Origin of the sequence: Pontibaca salina, from assembly GCF_016307205.1 — a bacterium.
GTDB lineage: Bacteria > Pseudomonadota > Alphaproteobacteria > Rhodobacterales > Rhodobacteraceae > Pontibaca > Pontibaca salina.
This window is the reverse complement of record NZ_JAEIJD010000001.1, coordinates 335962-349069: the sequence shown is the minus strand read 5'-3', so window position 1 is coordinate 349069 and position 13108 is coordinate 335962. Positions and strand designations below refer to the sequence as shown.

Here is a 13108-nt window from a genome sequence, read left to right as displayed (position 1 = left end):
TTGCAAGTGTGATGGTTATTCAGCCACCTTCTTCTGCGCGCCGATCGAGGCCAACATCCTTTCGCCCCATTTCAGCTGTTCTTTGAGGTCGCTGATCGCCGCGTTCAGGTCATCGCGTTGGCGCTCCAATTCGGACAGACGTTCAAGCCCAACTTCGTAAGTGCGCGACAATTGCGTGTGCTGTTGATCGCCGACATGGTAGAGATCGAGAAGCTGGCGGATTTCTTCAAGGCTGAACCCGAAGCGCTTGCCGCGCAGGATCAGCTTCAGCCGGGCGCGGTCCCGCTTGGTAAACAGGCGTTTTTGCCCGTCACGGATGGGAAACAATAATTCCTTGGACTCATAGAAACGAAGTGTGCGCGGCGTGACCTCGAAAGCGTCACACATGGCGCGGATTGTCATCAATTCGTCAGTCATAAAAATGTCTTTCATCGTCTTCGTCTCTTAATATGTGAGGCTGAGACACATTATTTACAACAAATACCCCCGTTGACGTGACCGATACAGTACGTCACCTATCAGATGACGTGAATGCTGATGCGTCAACCCCTTAGCAGGCCATTAGCAACCATTTGTGGGCCGACGTCCCACTGTTTGCGCTATTCTGCAGGGCCGATATTTGATGGTGGGGCAATTCAAAATGGCGCGCAATTGCACTGCGGAGCCATCGTTATGGCAATCAAAAAAACGACCGGCGAACTTCCCTTGGATGGAAAGCGTATTTGCGCTCGGCGTGAGGTGCGCGGGCTGCCGTCGCAGCGACAGGCGGGCTTGTTCTTACGTGGATGGCGTGGCCATAAAGGCAGCGATTACACGCAGGAGTCCCTAAGCGATGAAAAAGGTCAGGTCTGCACAGCAGTTCAATGACGCGATTCCCCAAGCGCGCGCGCTGGGGATATATCTGACCAAGCTGGGTAAGGCGCGCGGGGTGCCTGCCACGGCTCATAGCCCAAACCTGAGCGGACAACCCAAGACCGGACGGATCAGCGGCGACGCATGTCCTGATGTCGTCGCAGGAGGCCAGTAGTGCCTGTGTCCTCGCCGCCCGTTACCCATGCCCGGATTCTGCGGATTGCGCTGCCCATCGTGCTGGCTAATGCCACAGTGCCGATCCTCGGTCTGGTCGATACCGGCGTGGTGGGGCAACTCGGGTTGGCCGCCCCCATCGGCGCGGTTGGGATCGGAGCGATCATCATCACGTCGATCTATTGGGTGTTCGGATTCCTGCGCATGGGCACCACCGGGCTGACCGGACAGGCGCATGGGGCGGGGCGCAGCGGTGAGGTGACGGCGCTGTTGGTGCGGGCGGTGCTGATCGGTGCAGCAGGTGGGCTGGCGATCATTGCGCTGCAATACCCGCTGTTCGCGGGCGCGTTCCATCTGTCACCCGCCAGTGCCGAAGTCGAGGACTTGGCGCGCGGTTACATGGCGATCCGGGTCTGGTCGGCTCCGGCGGCCATTGCCATCTTCGGCGTTACCGGCTGGCTGATCGCGCTGGAGCGCACACGCGCGGTGTTGGGGCTACAGCTTTGGATGAATGGGTTGAACATTGCCCTCGACCTGTGGTTCGTGCTGGGCCTTGGCTGGGGCGTGAACGGCGTGGCGCTGGCGACGTTTCTGGCGGAATGGTCCGGGTTGGCACTGGCGCTGTGGTTGTGCCGCGACGCTTTTGTCGGTCGGGCCTGGCGCGACTGGCCGCGAATCTTCGACGCGGCGCGGCTGAAACGGATGTTGGTGGTGAATACTGACATCCTGATCCGGTCGCTGATGCTGATGGGGGTGATGGTATCGTTCCTGTTTCTGGCCTCGGGATTCGGAGACGTGACGCTGGCGGCCAATCAGATCCTGCTGCAATTTGTCCAGATCACCGCCTATGTTCTGGACGGTTTCGCCTTCGCGACCGAGGCATTGGTCGGGCAGGCGGTAGGCGCAGCCAATGTGCTGCGGATGCGGCGCGGTATCGCGCTGTCGACCCTTTGGGCGCTGGTCGGAGTCGCCCTGTTGACGCTGGCGTTTGCACTTTGCGGCGGTGCGATTGTCGATCTGATGGCTAAGGTCGCAAGCGTCAGGGCCGAGGCGCGGATCTACCTGCCCTATCTGCTGCTGGTGCCACTTGTCGGCGTGGCAAGCTGGATGCTGGACGGCATATTTATCGGCGCAACCCGCACCCGAGACATGCGCAATATGGCGGTGCTTTCGGTGCTGGCCTATGCGCTGGCGGTGCTGGCGCTGGTGCCGCTTTTTGGCAACCACGGCCTGTGGGGGGCATTGTTGCTGTCTTATGTGCTGCGCGCGATCACATTGGGGCTGCGCTATCCGGCGCTTGAGCGGGCGGCGGGGCGGGGCGCGTTATAGCAGGTCCAGCACTTTTTCCGGTGGCCGCCCGATTACCGCGCGCTGGCCACGGATCGCCAGCGGACGTTCGATCAGAATCGGATTGGCCGCCATCGCGTCCAGCAAGCTGTCATCGCTGTCCGACGTGCTCAGGCTGAGTTCACGGAACCGCGCTTCGCCGGTGCGCATCATGATTGCAACCGGCGGCTGCCCCAACGCCGCCCACGCGGCGACGATCTGCGCCCGGGTTGGCGGGTCGTCGAGATAGCGGCGTAGGGTTAGATTTGCGCCGCGCGCTTCCAGCAGCGCCAGCGCCTGACGCGACTTGGAACAGCGCGGATTGTGCCAAAGCTCGATCATATCCATTCCTCACGTCTGCTGCCGACGGCCTGCGCCACATCGGCAAAGCCGTCGCGCGCAAGCAGATCTTCCAAGCCATGTACAATACGTGCTGCCAGCGACAGGCCCTCGTAGACCAAAGCCGTGTAGAGTTGCACCGCCGACGCCCCGGCGCAGATCTTGGCATAGGCATCTTCGGCAGATGAGATCCCGCCGACCCCGATCAGGGGAATCTGGCCTTCGGTCAGCACTGAAAGCCGGGCCAGAACACGGGTCGAGCGCTCAAATAATGGCGCGCCCGATAGGCCTCCGGCCTCGTCTCGATGCGGGCCATGCAACCCGTCACGCATCAAAGTTGTATTGGTTGCAATAATCGCGTCGATCCCGGTTTCGCGGGCGACTTCGACAATATCGGCCAATTCCGGGTCGCTCAGATCCGGCGCGATTTTCAGAAATATCGGGATCGCGCAGGGCAGCGCATCGCGCGCGTCGATCACGCCTTGCAGCAAATCTGTCAGCGCCGCCTTGCCCTGCAGGTCGCGCAGCTTTTCGGTATTGGGCGAGGACACGTTGACTGTGGCAAAATCCAGCGAGTCGCCGCAATGGGTCAGCACTTGCGCGAAATCGTCCATGCGATCCTTGCTGTCTTTGTTGGCACCCAGATTGAGGCCGATCACGCCGCTGCGGGGGCGTCGCGCCAGCCGCGCGCCGATGGCCTGCATCCCGTCATTATTGAAGCCGAACCGGTTTATCGCTGCGCGGTCTTGCGTCAACCGGAACAGCCGCGGACGGGGGTTGCCCGGTTGCGGCTGCGGCGTTGCCGCGCCCACTTCGATAAAACCGAACCCAGCCCGTATCAGCGGGTCCAGGGCTTCGGCATTCTTGTCAAATCCGGCGGCCAGCCCGACAGGGTTGGGCAGGTTCAGCCCCGCCAGTTGCGTGCGCAAGCGAAGCGAGGTTATCGGCCCCGGTAACGGCACCAGCCCCGCGCGCAAGCCGCGCATCGCCAGCCCATGGGCGGTTTCCGGATTCAGACGGCGCAGCAGCGCCAGCCCCGAGCGTTCCAGGGTGCTCATGTCAGATCATCCGGAAAACGATGGGCTCCGTCAATCAGCGGCAATGGTTTTGCCCAGAGCACATCGGCAAGCCGCAATTCGCGGTAGAGATGGGGAAATAGAGCCCCGCCACGGGATTCTTCCCATTTCAAGGCATCTCCCAGAGCCTCCGACTCCACGGCCAGCAATGTCAGCCCCGCGGCTTTGGCGAAGTGTTTTGCAGCGGTTTCAGCAACCTGCGCGGCGGTCGAGAAATGTACGAACCCGTCAGCAACATCCACCGGAGCGCCTCGGGTTTCGCCATTGGCCTGTAAAACCGCCCATTCATCTGCACGGAAAATCTTGTAGATCAACATGGCGGGGTGATGCCCCGCGCGGTGCTCCGGGTCAAGGCGGACGTGGCGGTTAATGCCATATCATAGCGTGCGTCGCAGCCGCTTCAGACCTGAAAAACCAGGTCAATCTTCCTGCGGAACGCTGACATCGGTCTCGTTGCGGGCCAGTTCGTTATCCTGCCATTCACCAGAAACGATTTTGCCGCTGGCATAGCGCATCGTGCCTTCGCCCTGGCGCTTGCCCTTGCTGAACATGCCTTCATAGACATCGCCATTGGCATAGGTCGCGACGCCTAAGCCGTTGATTTCGCCGTTATTCCATTCTCCGGCATAGCGAAAACCATCGGCCATGACGATTTCGCCCGTGCCTTCGCGCTGACCATTGACGAACTGCCCGGTATAGACTGAGCCGTCGGCATAGGTTGCGGTGCCCGTGCCGTGGCGCTGGCCATCCCGCCATGCGCCCTCATAGCGGTATCCATCAGGGTAAGTCATGGTACCTTGGCCATGGCTGCGCGCATCCTTGAACTCGCCTTGATAGATGACCCCATCGGCATATTCGGCGCGGCCCTCGCCCTCGATAACGCCGGCAACCCAGTCGCCCTCGTAGGTCTTGCCATCGGGATAGGTGATCTTGCCCGTGCCATCGGCCAGACCGTCGCGGAATTGCCCGATATAGACCGATCCACCGGGATAGGTGGCCTGGCCCTCCCCCTCGATCTGGCCCGCAAGCCATGCGCCGCTATAGACAAACCCGTCCTTGCCGCTGAAGGTCCCCTGGCCCTCGCGGCGGTCATTGTGGAAGTCGCCGAGATAGGTGTCGCCATTGGCATAGATCATGCGCCCGTTGCCGGCGCGCTTTCCGGCGGCCAATTCGCCCTCGTACACGTCGCCATTGGGCAAGGTCAGGGTCCCGGTGCCGTTAATCTGGCCGTCCGTCCACGGACCGACATAGGTCAGGCCATCGGGCAGGGTCAGCGTGCCCGGCCCCGAACGCTCGCCCGAAGCGACGCCACCCTGATAGACCGCGCCATCGGGATAGGTGATGGTGGCGATGCCCTGTTTGTCGCCATCCAGCCAGTCGCCCTCGTAGCGATAGCCGCCGGGGCTGGTCATGATGCCCTTGCCATGATGTTTCGCGTTCTGGAAACTGCCCTCATAACGGACACCGTTGGCATAGGTGGCGATGCCTTCACCTTCGATCACGCCATCGACCCAGTCGCCCTCATAGGTGCCGCCGTCGGAAAAGATGATCTTGCCCGCGCCATGGGGTTTGCCCTCCGCGAACTGTCCTTCGTAAACCGATCCGTTGGGAAAGCGCGCAACGCCGGTGCCGCGGATCTCACCTTCGGCCCATTCGCCGCTATATTCGTACCCGTTGGGCAGGCGATAGGTACCGGTGCCGTGCTGTAATCCGCCCTTGAACGTGCCCGTGTAGACACCGCCGATATCGTCCTGCGAGGTCCGTACCTGTCCGTTCTGCGCCAAGGCGCCACCGGACAGGGCCAGTCCTGCGACCAATGCGATTGCTGCCGTGCGCGCGTTTCCCATGCCGTATCCTGCTGAAAGTTCGTGACGCCCCTGCGACGGGCGATTTTGGCGCGAAATTAAGCGAGCGGGGTGCGAGGGGCAATGTCTTTCGGCGCAAGACGCTTTCACTTGCCGGACGATCTGCTAAACGACGGGAGAAACCCAGCAATAGGGGGCAAGACATGACAGACCGTTTCCGCGTAACATTGGCGCAACTGAACCCGGTCGTGGGCGATCTGGCGGGCAACGCCATCAAGGCGCGCGACGCTTGGGAGCAGGGCAAGGCGGCAGACGCCGATCTGGTGGCGCTGCCCGAGATGTTCATCGCCGGATATAATGCGCAGGATCTGGTGATGAAGCCAGCGTTCTACGCGGATGCGATCAAGACGCTGGAGACGCTGGCCGCAGACTGCGCCGAGGGTCCGGCGCTGGCGATTGGCGGGCCATGGGTGGAAGGCACTGAGCTGTTCAACGGCTATTTCATCCTGCAAGGCGGCAAGATTTCCCGCGTCGTCAAAAAACACCACTTGCCCAATGAAAGCGTGTTCGACGAAGCGCGGGTATTCGCACCGGGGCCGCTGGCCGGTCCATATGCGGTGGGCGATGTGCGCATTGGCAGCCCGATCTGCGAGGACGCGTGGAACGAGGATGTGGCCGAAACGCTGGAGGAAAGCGGCGCCGAATTTCTGTTGGTGCCGAACGGCTCGCCCTATTACCGGGGGCGTTGGGAAATGCGGCTGAATCACATGGTTGCACGCGTGATCGAGACCGGGTTGCCGCTGATTTACCTGAACATGACCGGCGGGCAGGATGATCAGGTGTTCGATGGTGGCAGTTTCGGGCTCAATCCGGGCGGCGAACTGGCCTTCCAGATGTCGCTGTTTGACAGCGCGCTGGCGCATGTCGATCTGGAGCGCGGGCCGGAGGGCTGGCGAATTGTCGCGGGCGGGAAACACCGAAGACCTGATCCGCTGGAGCAGGACTATCGCGTGATGGTCACGGCCTTGCGCGATTATATGGCCAAAAGCGGCATGCAAAACGTGCTATTAGGTCTGTCGGGCGGGCTGGATAGCGCGATTGTCGCGGCCATCGCCGCCGATGCCTTGGGCCCAGACCACGTACACGGTGTGATGTTGCCTTCGGAATACACCTCGCAAAGCTCGCTCGAGGATGGCGAGGCGGTCGCACGGGCGTTGGGCTGTCGTTATGATGTGGTGCCGATCACCGAGGCACGCGCGGCGGTGACCGATACGCTGGCCCCGCTGTTCGCGGGCACGCAGCCCGACCTGACCGAGGAAAACATCCAATCGCGTCTGCGCGGGCTGTTGCTGATGGCGCTGTCCAACAAATTTGGTGGCATGTTGCTGACCACCGGCAACAAGTCCGAGGTCGCCGTGGGCTATGCCACGATCTATGGCGACATGGCGGGCGGCTATAACCCGATCAAGGATCTCTACAAGACGCGGGTCTTCGAGATCTGCCGCTGGCGCAACGAAAATCATCGCGATTGGATGAAGGGACCGGCGGGCGAGGTGATCCCGCCCCGTGTGATCGACAAACCGCCGAGCGCCGAATTGCGCGCCGATCAGAAGGACAGCGACAGTCTGCCGGATTATACCGAACTGGACGCAATCCTGAGCATCCTGATCGACGCAGACGGATCAATCGCCGATTGCGTTGCTGCCGGATTCGACCGCGATGTGGCGCAAAAGGTCGAGGCGCTGATCTATGCCAGTGAATACAAGCGGTTCCAATCCGCGCCGGGACCCCGGTTGAGCGACCGGGCGTTTTGGCTTGACCGGCGCTATCCAATCGTCAACCGCTGGCGCGACCGCTCCTGACGGCGGCCTGCCTTGCCGGGGCAGGACCGACCGTCGGCGTGCACGGGGAACGCGGCCTGAGCCGATTGCACATGCAGCTACAACAGCAGTTGATAGCTGTGCGGGACATAGTGAAACGCCTTGTTGCGCGTCTCGACATAGCCGATGCCGGGCCATGGCATGTGATAGCCGATGAACGGCATTCTTTCGGCGGCCAGCATGTCAAGCAGACGGCGGCGCGTCTTGGCAGCCATCGCCTTGTCGCGGTCAAAGCGCACCTCCCAATCGGGATGCGCCAGCGACCAGACGTAATGGTTGGTGAAGTCTGCGCCGATCAGCAGCTGCTTGTCGCCGCTATCCAGCAGGAACGCCATATGGCCCGGCGTGTGACCAAAAGCGGCCATTGCGGTGATGCCGCTGGCGATGCTGGCACCGTCCTCGACGAATTCGGTCTGCTCGGCCAGCGGGCGCATCTGCGCCTCGAAGGTCTCGTCGCCGGACATGTCCCATGCGTTAAATTCAACCGCCCCGGTCACGTAATCCGCGTTTTCATAGGTCGGTGCGCCGCTGCGCATCAACCCGCCGATATGGTCAGGATGCATATGGGTCAGCACCACCTTGTCCACCTGTTCGGGCGCATACCCGGCTGCGGACAGGGCCGCAGTGGTACCATCGGCGTTCAGGCCCGTGTCGAACAGGATCAATTCGGTGCCAGTATTGACCAGTGTGGGAGTGAAGAAAAACTGCGATTTGTCGGCGGGAATATTGGCCGCTTTCGAAACCTTTGCGAACTCCGTGTCGCTGACGTTCAGGCCGAAAACGGCCTGCGGGTCATCGGCGCTGCGCGTCCCAGCAAGCAGGGTCGTCACCTCGAATTCGCCCAGTTTCACGCGGGTCCAGGGCGCGAGGCCGACGCCCTGCATGTCGGCGCTGGCGCGGGCGGTGCCGGTCAGCGAGGCAAGGGGCAGGGCTGCGGCACCGGTCAATGCGGCGCGGCGGGACAGGCGGAGCGATTGGCGTGTCATGATCGGCATCCTTTCCTTGGGAAACCCTCCGATGATAACGTGGTCTTTACCGTCTGCCACCCGGTAACGCCCAACAATCCCGTGATCTTGCAGTGAAGCTGTGAACTGGACAAATCCGCCTCTCTGTGACAGATGGCGCGACAACAGGAGAGTCCCATGACAACCACCCGTTTTGCCCCGTCCCCGACCGGTTATATCCATGTCGGCAATCTGCGCACCGCCTTGATGAACTTCCTGATCGCCCGCAAAGCGGGGGGCACGTTCATCTTGCGCATTGACGATACCGACCCAGAGCGGTCGAAGGAAGAATATGTCGATGCGATCAAGGAAGATCTTGAGTGGCTGGGCCTACATTGGGATCGGGTCGAGCGGCAGTCACAGCGTCTGGACCGCTATCACGAGGCCGCTGACCAACTGCGCGACATGGGCCGGTTCTACGAGGCGTTCGAGACGCCCACCGAACTAGACCTCAAGCGCAAGAAACAACTGAATATGGGCCGCCCGCCGGTCTATGATCGCGCGGCGCTGGATCTGAGCGAAGCCGAACGCGAAGCGCTGCGGGCCGAGCGCGGCGATGGCGTGTGGCGGTTCAAGCTGGATCACCAGCGGATCGAATGGACCGATGGGATCTTGGGCGATGTTTCCATCGACGCCAGCAGCGTTAGTGACCCGGTGCTGATCCGGGGCGATGGGCAATTTCTTTATACGCTGGCCTCGGTTGTCGATGACGCCGAGATGAACGTCACAGATGTGGTTCGCGGCTCGGATCACGTGACAAATACGGCGACGCAAATCCAGATCATGCAGGCCTTGGGTGTCACACCGCCCCGCTTTGCCCATCATTCCTTGCTGACAGGTCCACAGGGTGAATCGCTGAGCAAGCGCTTGGGCACCCTAGCGTTGCGCGACCTTCGCGAACAGGGGGTGCAGCCGATGGCGTTGTTAAGCCTTCTGGCACGTCTGGGGTCAAGCGATCCGGTCGAGTTGCGTCATGACATGGCGGACCTGATTGAGGGGTTCGATATCGCACGGTTCAGTTCGGCCTCGACGCGCTTTGACGTGAAAGATCTGTTTCCGCTGACGGCGCGCTATTTGCATGGGCTGGATCTGGATGCGGTGCGCGCGGAAGTTGCGGCGGCCGGCGTACCAGACGATCAGGCTGCGCCTTTCTGGGCGATGGCGCGCGATAATATAACCACGCTGCAGGATCTTGCTGGCTGGTGGGCGCTGTGCCGCGATGGCGTCGAGCCGCTGGTGGCAGATGAGGATCGCGAGTTTATCGCGCAGGCGATGGCCCTATTGCCACCGCCCCCCTATGGGCCGGAAAGCTGGGCGGACTGGACCACTGCGGTCAAGACCGCGACCGGACGCAAGGGTAAGGGATTGTTCATGCCGCTGCGCAAGGCGTTGACCGGGCAGGAGCGGGGGCCCGAGATGGCCACGCTGATGCCACTGCTACAGGTGGTGCGGGGGCGCGATTAGTCCACCGGCGCGTCAGTGGATCTTGCGGGAGCCTCCGGCGGGGATATTTTTCGGCAAGAAGAAGTAGCGCCGCGTCACCGCACTGTAGCACCGATTGCGGCGATATGGTGGTCAACAAGGGCGGTCTCGTCTGTGCTGAGCTTGCGATGACGGGGATAGCGGGGCGCGGCGCGATCGTCGAGGATCGGCGCGTCCCAACCGTCGGTGGTGGCGAAGAACTGCGCGACGCCGTCAACGCCGAATTCACGCAGATAGCCCTGTATCACCACGTCGAGATAGCTGAGCAGGATCGAGTGGCGCGCATTTGCACTGCTGCGGGCGCGGTCTGGGACCGCATAGACAGCGATTTCGATGCCCGCCTTTTCGCTATGGGTGACGCTATCCGTTGCGGGAACGCGGTCATAGGCGTGTTCGCGTTCATCCAGGGCCGCCCAGTCGCCGCCGGGGACATGGGCGATCAGGCCATCGATCGCGCTGTCTTGGTCACGGATGGCGGTCAGGAACGCCACCGGGTGCAGATCGGTATGGCACCAGCTGCGCCGCCAGCCATGTAGCCGGGCCGGGCGCGGATCGGGGAAGTCGTGAGTGGTGCGGTTCACGAGGCTGCCATAGCCGAAGAAATATGGATCGGGTGTCATGGCGTGGTTGTGCTGAGCCAATTGCTATATGTCAATCAGGAGTTGGCCGGATGGCACAGTGCCGGGAGCCGGACAGCGGTGGGTCGGTGACCATGTGACAAGCTCTGTAGCGCGCAGTGCAGGCAGGGCGTCACTCGCACCCGCGTAGAAGCCAGTGCCGGGCGCGTCGCGGCGTGTGCCAGACGAAGACCAGCGAAGCTAGCACGGTGGCCCCAATCCCCCCGATATGATGGTCAGATCGCGTGCCAACCTGCGCACGATCCTTGCGGCCGCATAAAAGACCGACGTCGAGGTAGTGCTGATCGGCCTGTCCGCGCCCAAAAATTATGGAGCCGAATACCAAGCAGTGCTCGACAGCATCTATCCTGAATCTATCCTGATCTGGCTGTGCAATATGAGGTGCTTTACGCGCCGAATTTTCTTGCGGGGCTTGGCGATACAGCAACAGCCGGGCAGGCGATGGCCTTTTTGCAGGATGATGGCACCCATCCGAATGAGAAGGGTGTTGCCCGCATTGTCGAGGCGCTGGGGCCGTCGGTTCTGGAGCTGGTTGTACGGATCGCGGGCTAGGCTGATCAACGCAGCACGCCTTAATGCGCCTTCTCTAACTGCAGCAACTCCTCGCGGGTATAGCGGTTTCGGATCGGACCGTCATCGCCAGTGCGAAAACGCTCGTCCTGCGGCAAACAGCCCTCGCCACAAATCTGGATCGCCACCAAGGCGCGGCTGTTGATGTACCAAAGCCGCCCACCGGGCGTCGCGACATAGCCGTTCACGCCCTCGCGCGCATCGCTGTCCATGTCCAGAACGGTCGGGAATTCTGCCGGAACTGAGGGGTCATAGGCCCCGTGCGTGTGCAACGAGGCGCGAACCTGCGCTGCTCGTCTCGGAAGGCGGGGGGTGCAGCCATCGTGACCGCCCCGGATCATTTCGGTAAAAAAGAGTCGTTCGTTGGCAAGTTCGCCCAGATAGCCGCAATATTCCCGCCCGGTCGCAAAAGACAGCAATTGAATCGGGGCAAGCCGGGCCTTTACGGCATCGATTTCCGCTTGGTCCGGAAGCATGTTCGCAACCGGATTGGCCTTGGCTGGTATGATAAGCGCCAGCGTCAAGGCGGAGACGATGGCAAGCAGGCAAGTTCTTTCGGACATGTCACCACTCATCTGCAGGTGGGGCAACCACGCCCAGTGAACATGTTCAGATTACAGTAACGACTGTTCCGATCGGCACCCGCTGGTAAAGGTCGACCACATGGGAGTTGAGCATGCGGATACAACCGTTTGAGACAGAGCGACCAATGCTGCGTGTATCGCTGGTGCCGTGGACCCGGAAATAGGTGTCGACGCCATTCTGAAACAGATAAAGCGCCCGCGCGCCCAGTGGGTTCTCAGGGCCACCCGGTTGGACATAGTCGTTGTCTTTGAAGCGACCATAGATCTGGGGGCTGCGTTCGATCATCTCGTCCGTGGGCCGCCAGGTGGGCCATTCCTTTTTCACGTCGATCGTCGCAGTGCCGGTAAATTGCAGACCGGCCATGCCAACGCCAACGCCATATCGAATCGCCCGGCGGGGCTCGGTCACCCAGTAAAGATAATAAGAGCGCGGCAGCACCAGCATCTGCCCCGGCAGGAAGTGATCCCTTATGCTGACATATTGCGGCTTCGGGTCGAATGCTTCCTGAGCTTGGGCCGGTTCGGGCATTAGTAAAGGGGCAGTGGCAGCGGAAGCGGTGGTCATTAAGAAAGTACGGCGTGAAATCATGGCAGTCCCGATTTTCTCTCCAATACTTAACATTTGGGTCGATCAGGCTTTGGGTCAAACACGCGCATGCCAGTAGGGCCAGATCCTGGTGCGACTGCAGCGAGTATAGCATAAATTGCAAAGAAAAAGGCCCGCGACTGGCGCGGGCCTTTGAATTTTTTAACGGACGTGCGGTCCGTCTGGCTTATGCCAGAGCGATGTTGGTCGCGCTTTCGCGGCCGTCACGGCCGGCTTCAATGTCGAAGGTAACCTTCTGATTGTCAGCCAGACCTGTCAGGCCGGCACGCTCAACAGCGGAGATGTGGACGAAAACGTCCTTGCTGCCGCCATCGGGTGCGATGAAGCCGAAGCCTTTAGTTGCGTTGAACCATTTCACGGTGCCAGTGGCCATATCCGTGGTCTCCTATCGTTTGTTTGCTGTCCGCGGAGTGCGACAGCCCGGCGTGGTTGGTCTTTGGATCGATTAGACTGACCGCCGTTTGATCGGAGACAGTGGGTCGAAAAAGATAACGTAAGCGGGTCCATATTGCAGCAATTCAGCTCTCTGGCAAGGTGATTCGTTGTAAACTGCTTGCTCAGGCGAAGCTGCGCCAATGGTCTCGGTTGTCTGAGAGTGGGTTTGTCCCATGAAAACCGCGTGTTGAAAGCAGGCCGGGCCGGGCAATCGGGATTCCGAAAAAACAGCAGGCGCCGGGCATAAAATACAGCACAGACAGTGGCCCGCGGTGGTTGTCTTTCGCGGCAGCAGCAGGACAAAGGCCGCATTGGGGGGCGGTGTAAAAGGCGCTA

Annotated in this window: 15 protein-coding genes; 5 read left to right on the top strand and 10 right to left on the bottom strand. The window is 61.2% G+C overall.

The features are described 5' to 3' along the window. Window positions 1-15: 15 nt before the first annotated feature. Complete coding sequence (locus tag JAO82_RS01795) at window positions 16-417, bottom strand: MerR family transcriptional regulator (RefSeq protein ID WP_198684617.1); 402 nt, start codon at window positions 415-417, stop codon at window positions 16-18. Window positions 418-832: 415 nt separating this feature from the next. Here JAO82_RS01795 and JAO82_RS01790 point away from each other — a divergent pair, with 415 nt between their 5' ends. After that, complete coding sequence (locus tag JAO82_RS01790) at window positions 833-1027, top strand: hypothetical protein (protein ID WP_198684616.1); 195 nt, start codon at window positions 833-835, stop codon at window positions 1025-1027. Further along, a complete protein-coding gene (locus JAO82_RS01785) occupies window positions 1027-2355 on the top strand; it encodes an MATE family efflux transporter (RefSeq protein ID WP_198684615.1) in 1329 nt (442 codons plus the stop codon). The genes JAO82_RS01790 and JAO82_RS01785 overlap by 1 nt, the downstream gene beginning before the upstream one ends. Here JAO82_RS01785 and arsC read toward each other — a convergent pair. The 4 genes from arsC to JAO82_RS01765 form a co-directional block, all read right to left on the bottom strand. Further along, window positions 2350-2694 (bottom strand): arsenate reductase (glutaredoxin), encoded by a 345-nt coding sequence (gene arsC, locus JAO82_RS01780; RefSeq protein ID WP_198684799.1) that lies wholly within the window; start codon window positions 2692-2694, stop codon window positions 2350-2352. The genes JAO82_RS01785 and arsC overlap by 6 nt on opposite strands. After that, the gene (locus tag JAO82_RS01775) at window positions 2691-3749 is read right to left on the bottom strand and encodes a quinone-dependent dihydroorotate dehydrogenase (RefSeq protein ID WP_198684614.1); all 1059 of its coding nucleotides are present in this window, start codon (window positions 3747-3749) and stop codon (window positions 2691-2693) included. Before JAO82_RS01775 ends, arsC begins: the two co-directional genes overlap by 4 nt. Continuing rightward, entirely contained in the window at window positions 3746-4084 is a 339-nt protein-coding gene (locus JAO82_RS01770) for a DUF952 domain-containing protein (protein ID WP_198684613.1), read from the bottom strand. The genes JAO82_RS01775 and JAO82_RS01770 overlap by 4 nt, the downstream gene beginning before the upstream one ends. A 102-nt stretch (window positions 4085-4186) precedes the next feature. Next, window positions 4187-5614 carry an MORN repeat-containing protein gene (locus JAO82_RS01765; RefSeq protein ID WP_198684612.1) on the bottom strand — a complete coding sequence of 476 codons (1428 nt, stop codon included), beginning with the start codon at window positions 5612-5614 and terminating at the stop codon, window positions 4187-4189. Between the two features lie 161 nt (window positions 5615-5775). On the opposite strand from JAO82_RS01765, the gene JAO82_RS01760 reads away from it, so the two are divergent. Further along, complete coding sequence (locus tag JAO82_RS01760; RefSeq protein WP_198684611.1) at window positions 5776-7434, top strand: NAD+ synthase; 1659 nt, start codon at window positions 5776-5778, stop codon at window positions 7432-7434. Window positions 7435-7511: 77 nt separating this feature from the next. On the opposite strand, the gene JAO82_RS01755 is transcribed toward JAO82_RS01760, so the two are convergent. Then, a complete protein-coding gene (locus tag JAO82_RS01755) occupies window positions 7512-8438 on the bottom strand; it encodes an MBL fold metallo-hydrolase (RefSeq protein ID WP_198684610.1) in 927 nt (308 codons plus the stop codon). Window positions 8439-8594: 156 nt separating this feature from the next. Here JAO82_RS01755 and gltX point away from each other — a divergent pair, with 156 nt between their 5' ends. Continuing rightward, on the top strand, window positions 8595-9920 hold the full coding sequence (gltX, locus tag JAO82_RS01750) for a glutamate--tRNA ligase (RefSeq protein ID WP_198684609.1): 1326 nt from the start codon (window positions 8595-8597) through the stop codon (window positions 9918-9920). A gap of 74 nt (window positions 9921-9994) precedes the next feature. Here the strand turns inward: gltX and JAO82_RS01745 are convergent, their stop codons facing one another. Beyond that, window positions 9995-10558 (bottom strand): gamma-glutamylcyclotransferase family protein, encoded by a 564-nt coding sequence (locus JAO82_RS01745; protein ID WP_198684608.1) that lies wholly within the window; start codon window positions 10556-10558, stop codon window positions 9995-9997. Between the two features lie 387 nt (window positions 10559-10945). Here JAO82_RS01745 and JAO82_RS01740 point away from each other — a divergent pair, with 387 nt between their 5' ends. Continuing rightward, a complete protein-coding gene (locus tag JAO82_RS01740) occupies window positions 10946-11128 on the top strand; it encodes an SGNH/GDSL hydrolase family protein (RefSeq protein ID WP_198684607.1) in 183 nt (60 codons plus the stop codon). A gap of 20 nt (window positions 11129-11148) precedes the next feature. On the opposite strand, the gene JAO82_RS01735 is transcribed toward JAO82_RS01740, so the two are convergent. The 3 genes from JAO82_RS01735 to JAO82_RS01725 all read right to left on the bottom strand — a co-directional run bounded on the left by JAO82_RS01735 (window position 11149) and on the right by JAO82_RS01725 (window position 12710). After that, a complete protein-coding gene (locus tag JAO82_RS01735; RefSeq protein WP_198684606.1) occupies window positions 11149-11709 on the bottom strand; it encodes a DUF4329 domain-containing protein in 561 nt (186 codons plus the stop codon). A gap of 46 nt (window positions 11710-11755) precedes the next feature. Continuing rightward, window positions 11756-12319, bottom strand: coding sequence for a L,D-transpeptidase (locus JAO82_RS01730; protein ID WP_198684605.1), 564 nt, complete (start codon window positions 12317-12319; stop codon window positions 11756-11758). A 184-nt stretch (window positions 12320-12503) separates the two neighbouring features. Continuing rightward, window positions 12504-12710, bottom strand: a complete 207-nt coding sequence (locus tag JAO82_RS01725; RefSeq protein WP_198684604.1) for a cold-shock protein — start codon at window positions 12708-12710, stop codon at window positions 12504-12506. Between the last annotated feature and the right edge of the window lie 398 nt (window positions 12711-13108).

What these genes read in the sequence shown, in the direction of transcription:
- gltX (WP_198684609.1), top strand. Translation starts at nt 8,595, where the DNA reads ATGACAACCACCCGTTTTGCCCCGTCCCCGACCGGTTATATCCATGTC.
- JAO82_RS01735 (WP_198684606.1), bottom strand. Translation starts at nt 11,709, where the DNA reads ATGTCCGAAAGAACTTGCCTGCTTGCCATCGTCTCCGCCTTGACGCTG.
- JAO82_RS01725 (WP_198684604.1), bottom strand. Translation starts at nt 12,710, where the DNA reads ATGGCCACTGGCACCGTGAAATGGTTCAACGCAACTAAAGGCTTCGGC.
- JAO82_RS01730 (WP_198684605.1), bottom strand. Translation starts at nt 12,319, where the DNA reads ATGATTTCACGCCGTACTTTCTTAATGACCACCGCTTCCGCTGCCACT.
- arsC (WP_198684799.1), bottom strand. Translation starts at nt 2,694, where the DNA reads ATGATCGAGCTTTGGCACAATCCGCGCTGTTCCAAGTCGCGTCAGGCG.
- JAO82_RS01755 (WP_198684610.1), bottom strand. Translation starts at nt 8,438, where the DNA reads ATGACACGCCAATCGCTCCGCCTGTCCCGCCGCGCCGCATTGACCGGT.
- JAO82_RS01775 (WP_198684614.1), bottom strand. Translation starts at nt 3,749, where the DNA reads ATGAGCACCCTGGAACGCTCGGGGCTGGCGCTGCTGCGCCGTCTGAAT.
- JAO82_RS01795 (WP_198684617.1), bottom strand. Translation starts at nt 417, where the DNA reads ATGACTGACGAATTGATGACAATCCGCGCCATGTGTGACGCTTTCGAG.
- JAO82_RS01765 (WP_198684612.1), bottom strand. Translation starts at nt 5,614, where the DNA reads ATGGGAAACGCGCGCACGGCAGCAATCGCATTGGTCGCAGGACTGGCC.
- JAO82_RS01745 (WP_198684608.1), bottom strand. Translation starts at nt 10,558, where the DNA reads ATGACACCCGATCCATATTTCTTCGGCTATGGCAGCCTCGTGAACCGC.
- JAO82_RS01770 (WP_198684613.1), bottom strand. Translation starts at nt 4,084, where the DNA reads ATGTTGATCTACAAGATTTTCCGTGCAGATGAATGGGCGGTTTTACAG.
- JAO82_RS01760 (WP_198684611.1), top strand. Translation starts at nt 5,776, where the DNA reads ATGACAGACCGTTTCCGCGTAACATTGGCGCAACTGAACCCGGTCGTG.
- JAO82_RS01790 (WP_198684616.1), top strand. Translation starts at nt 833, where the DNA reads ATGAAAAAGGTCAGGTCTGCACAGCAGTTCAATGACGCGATTCCCCAA.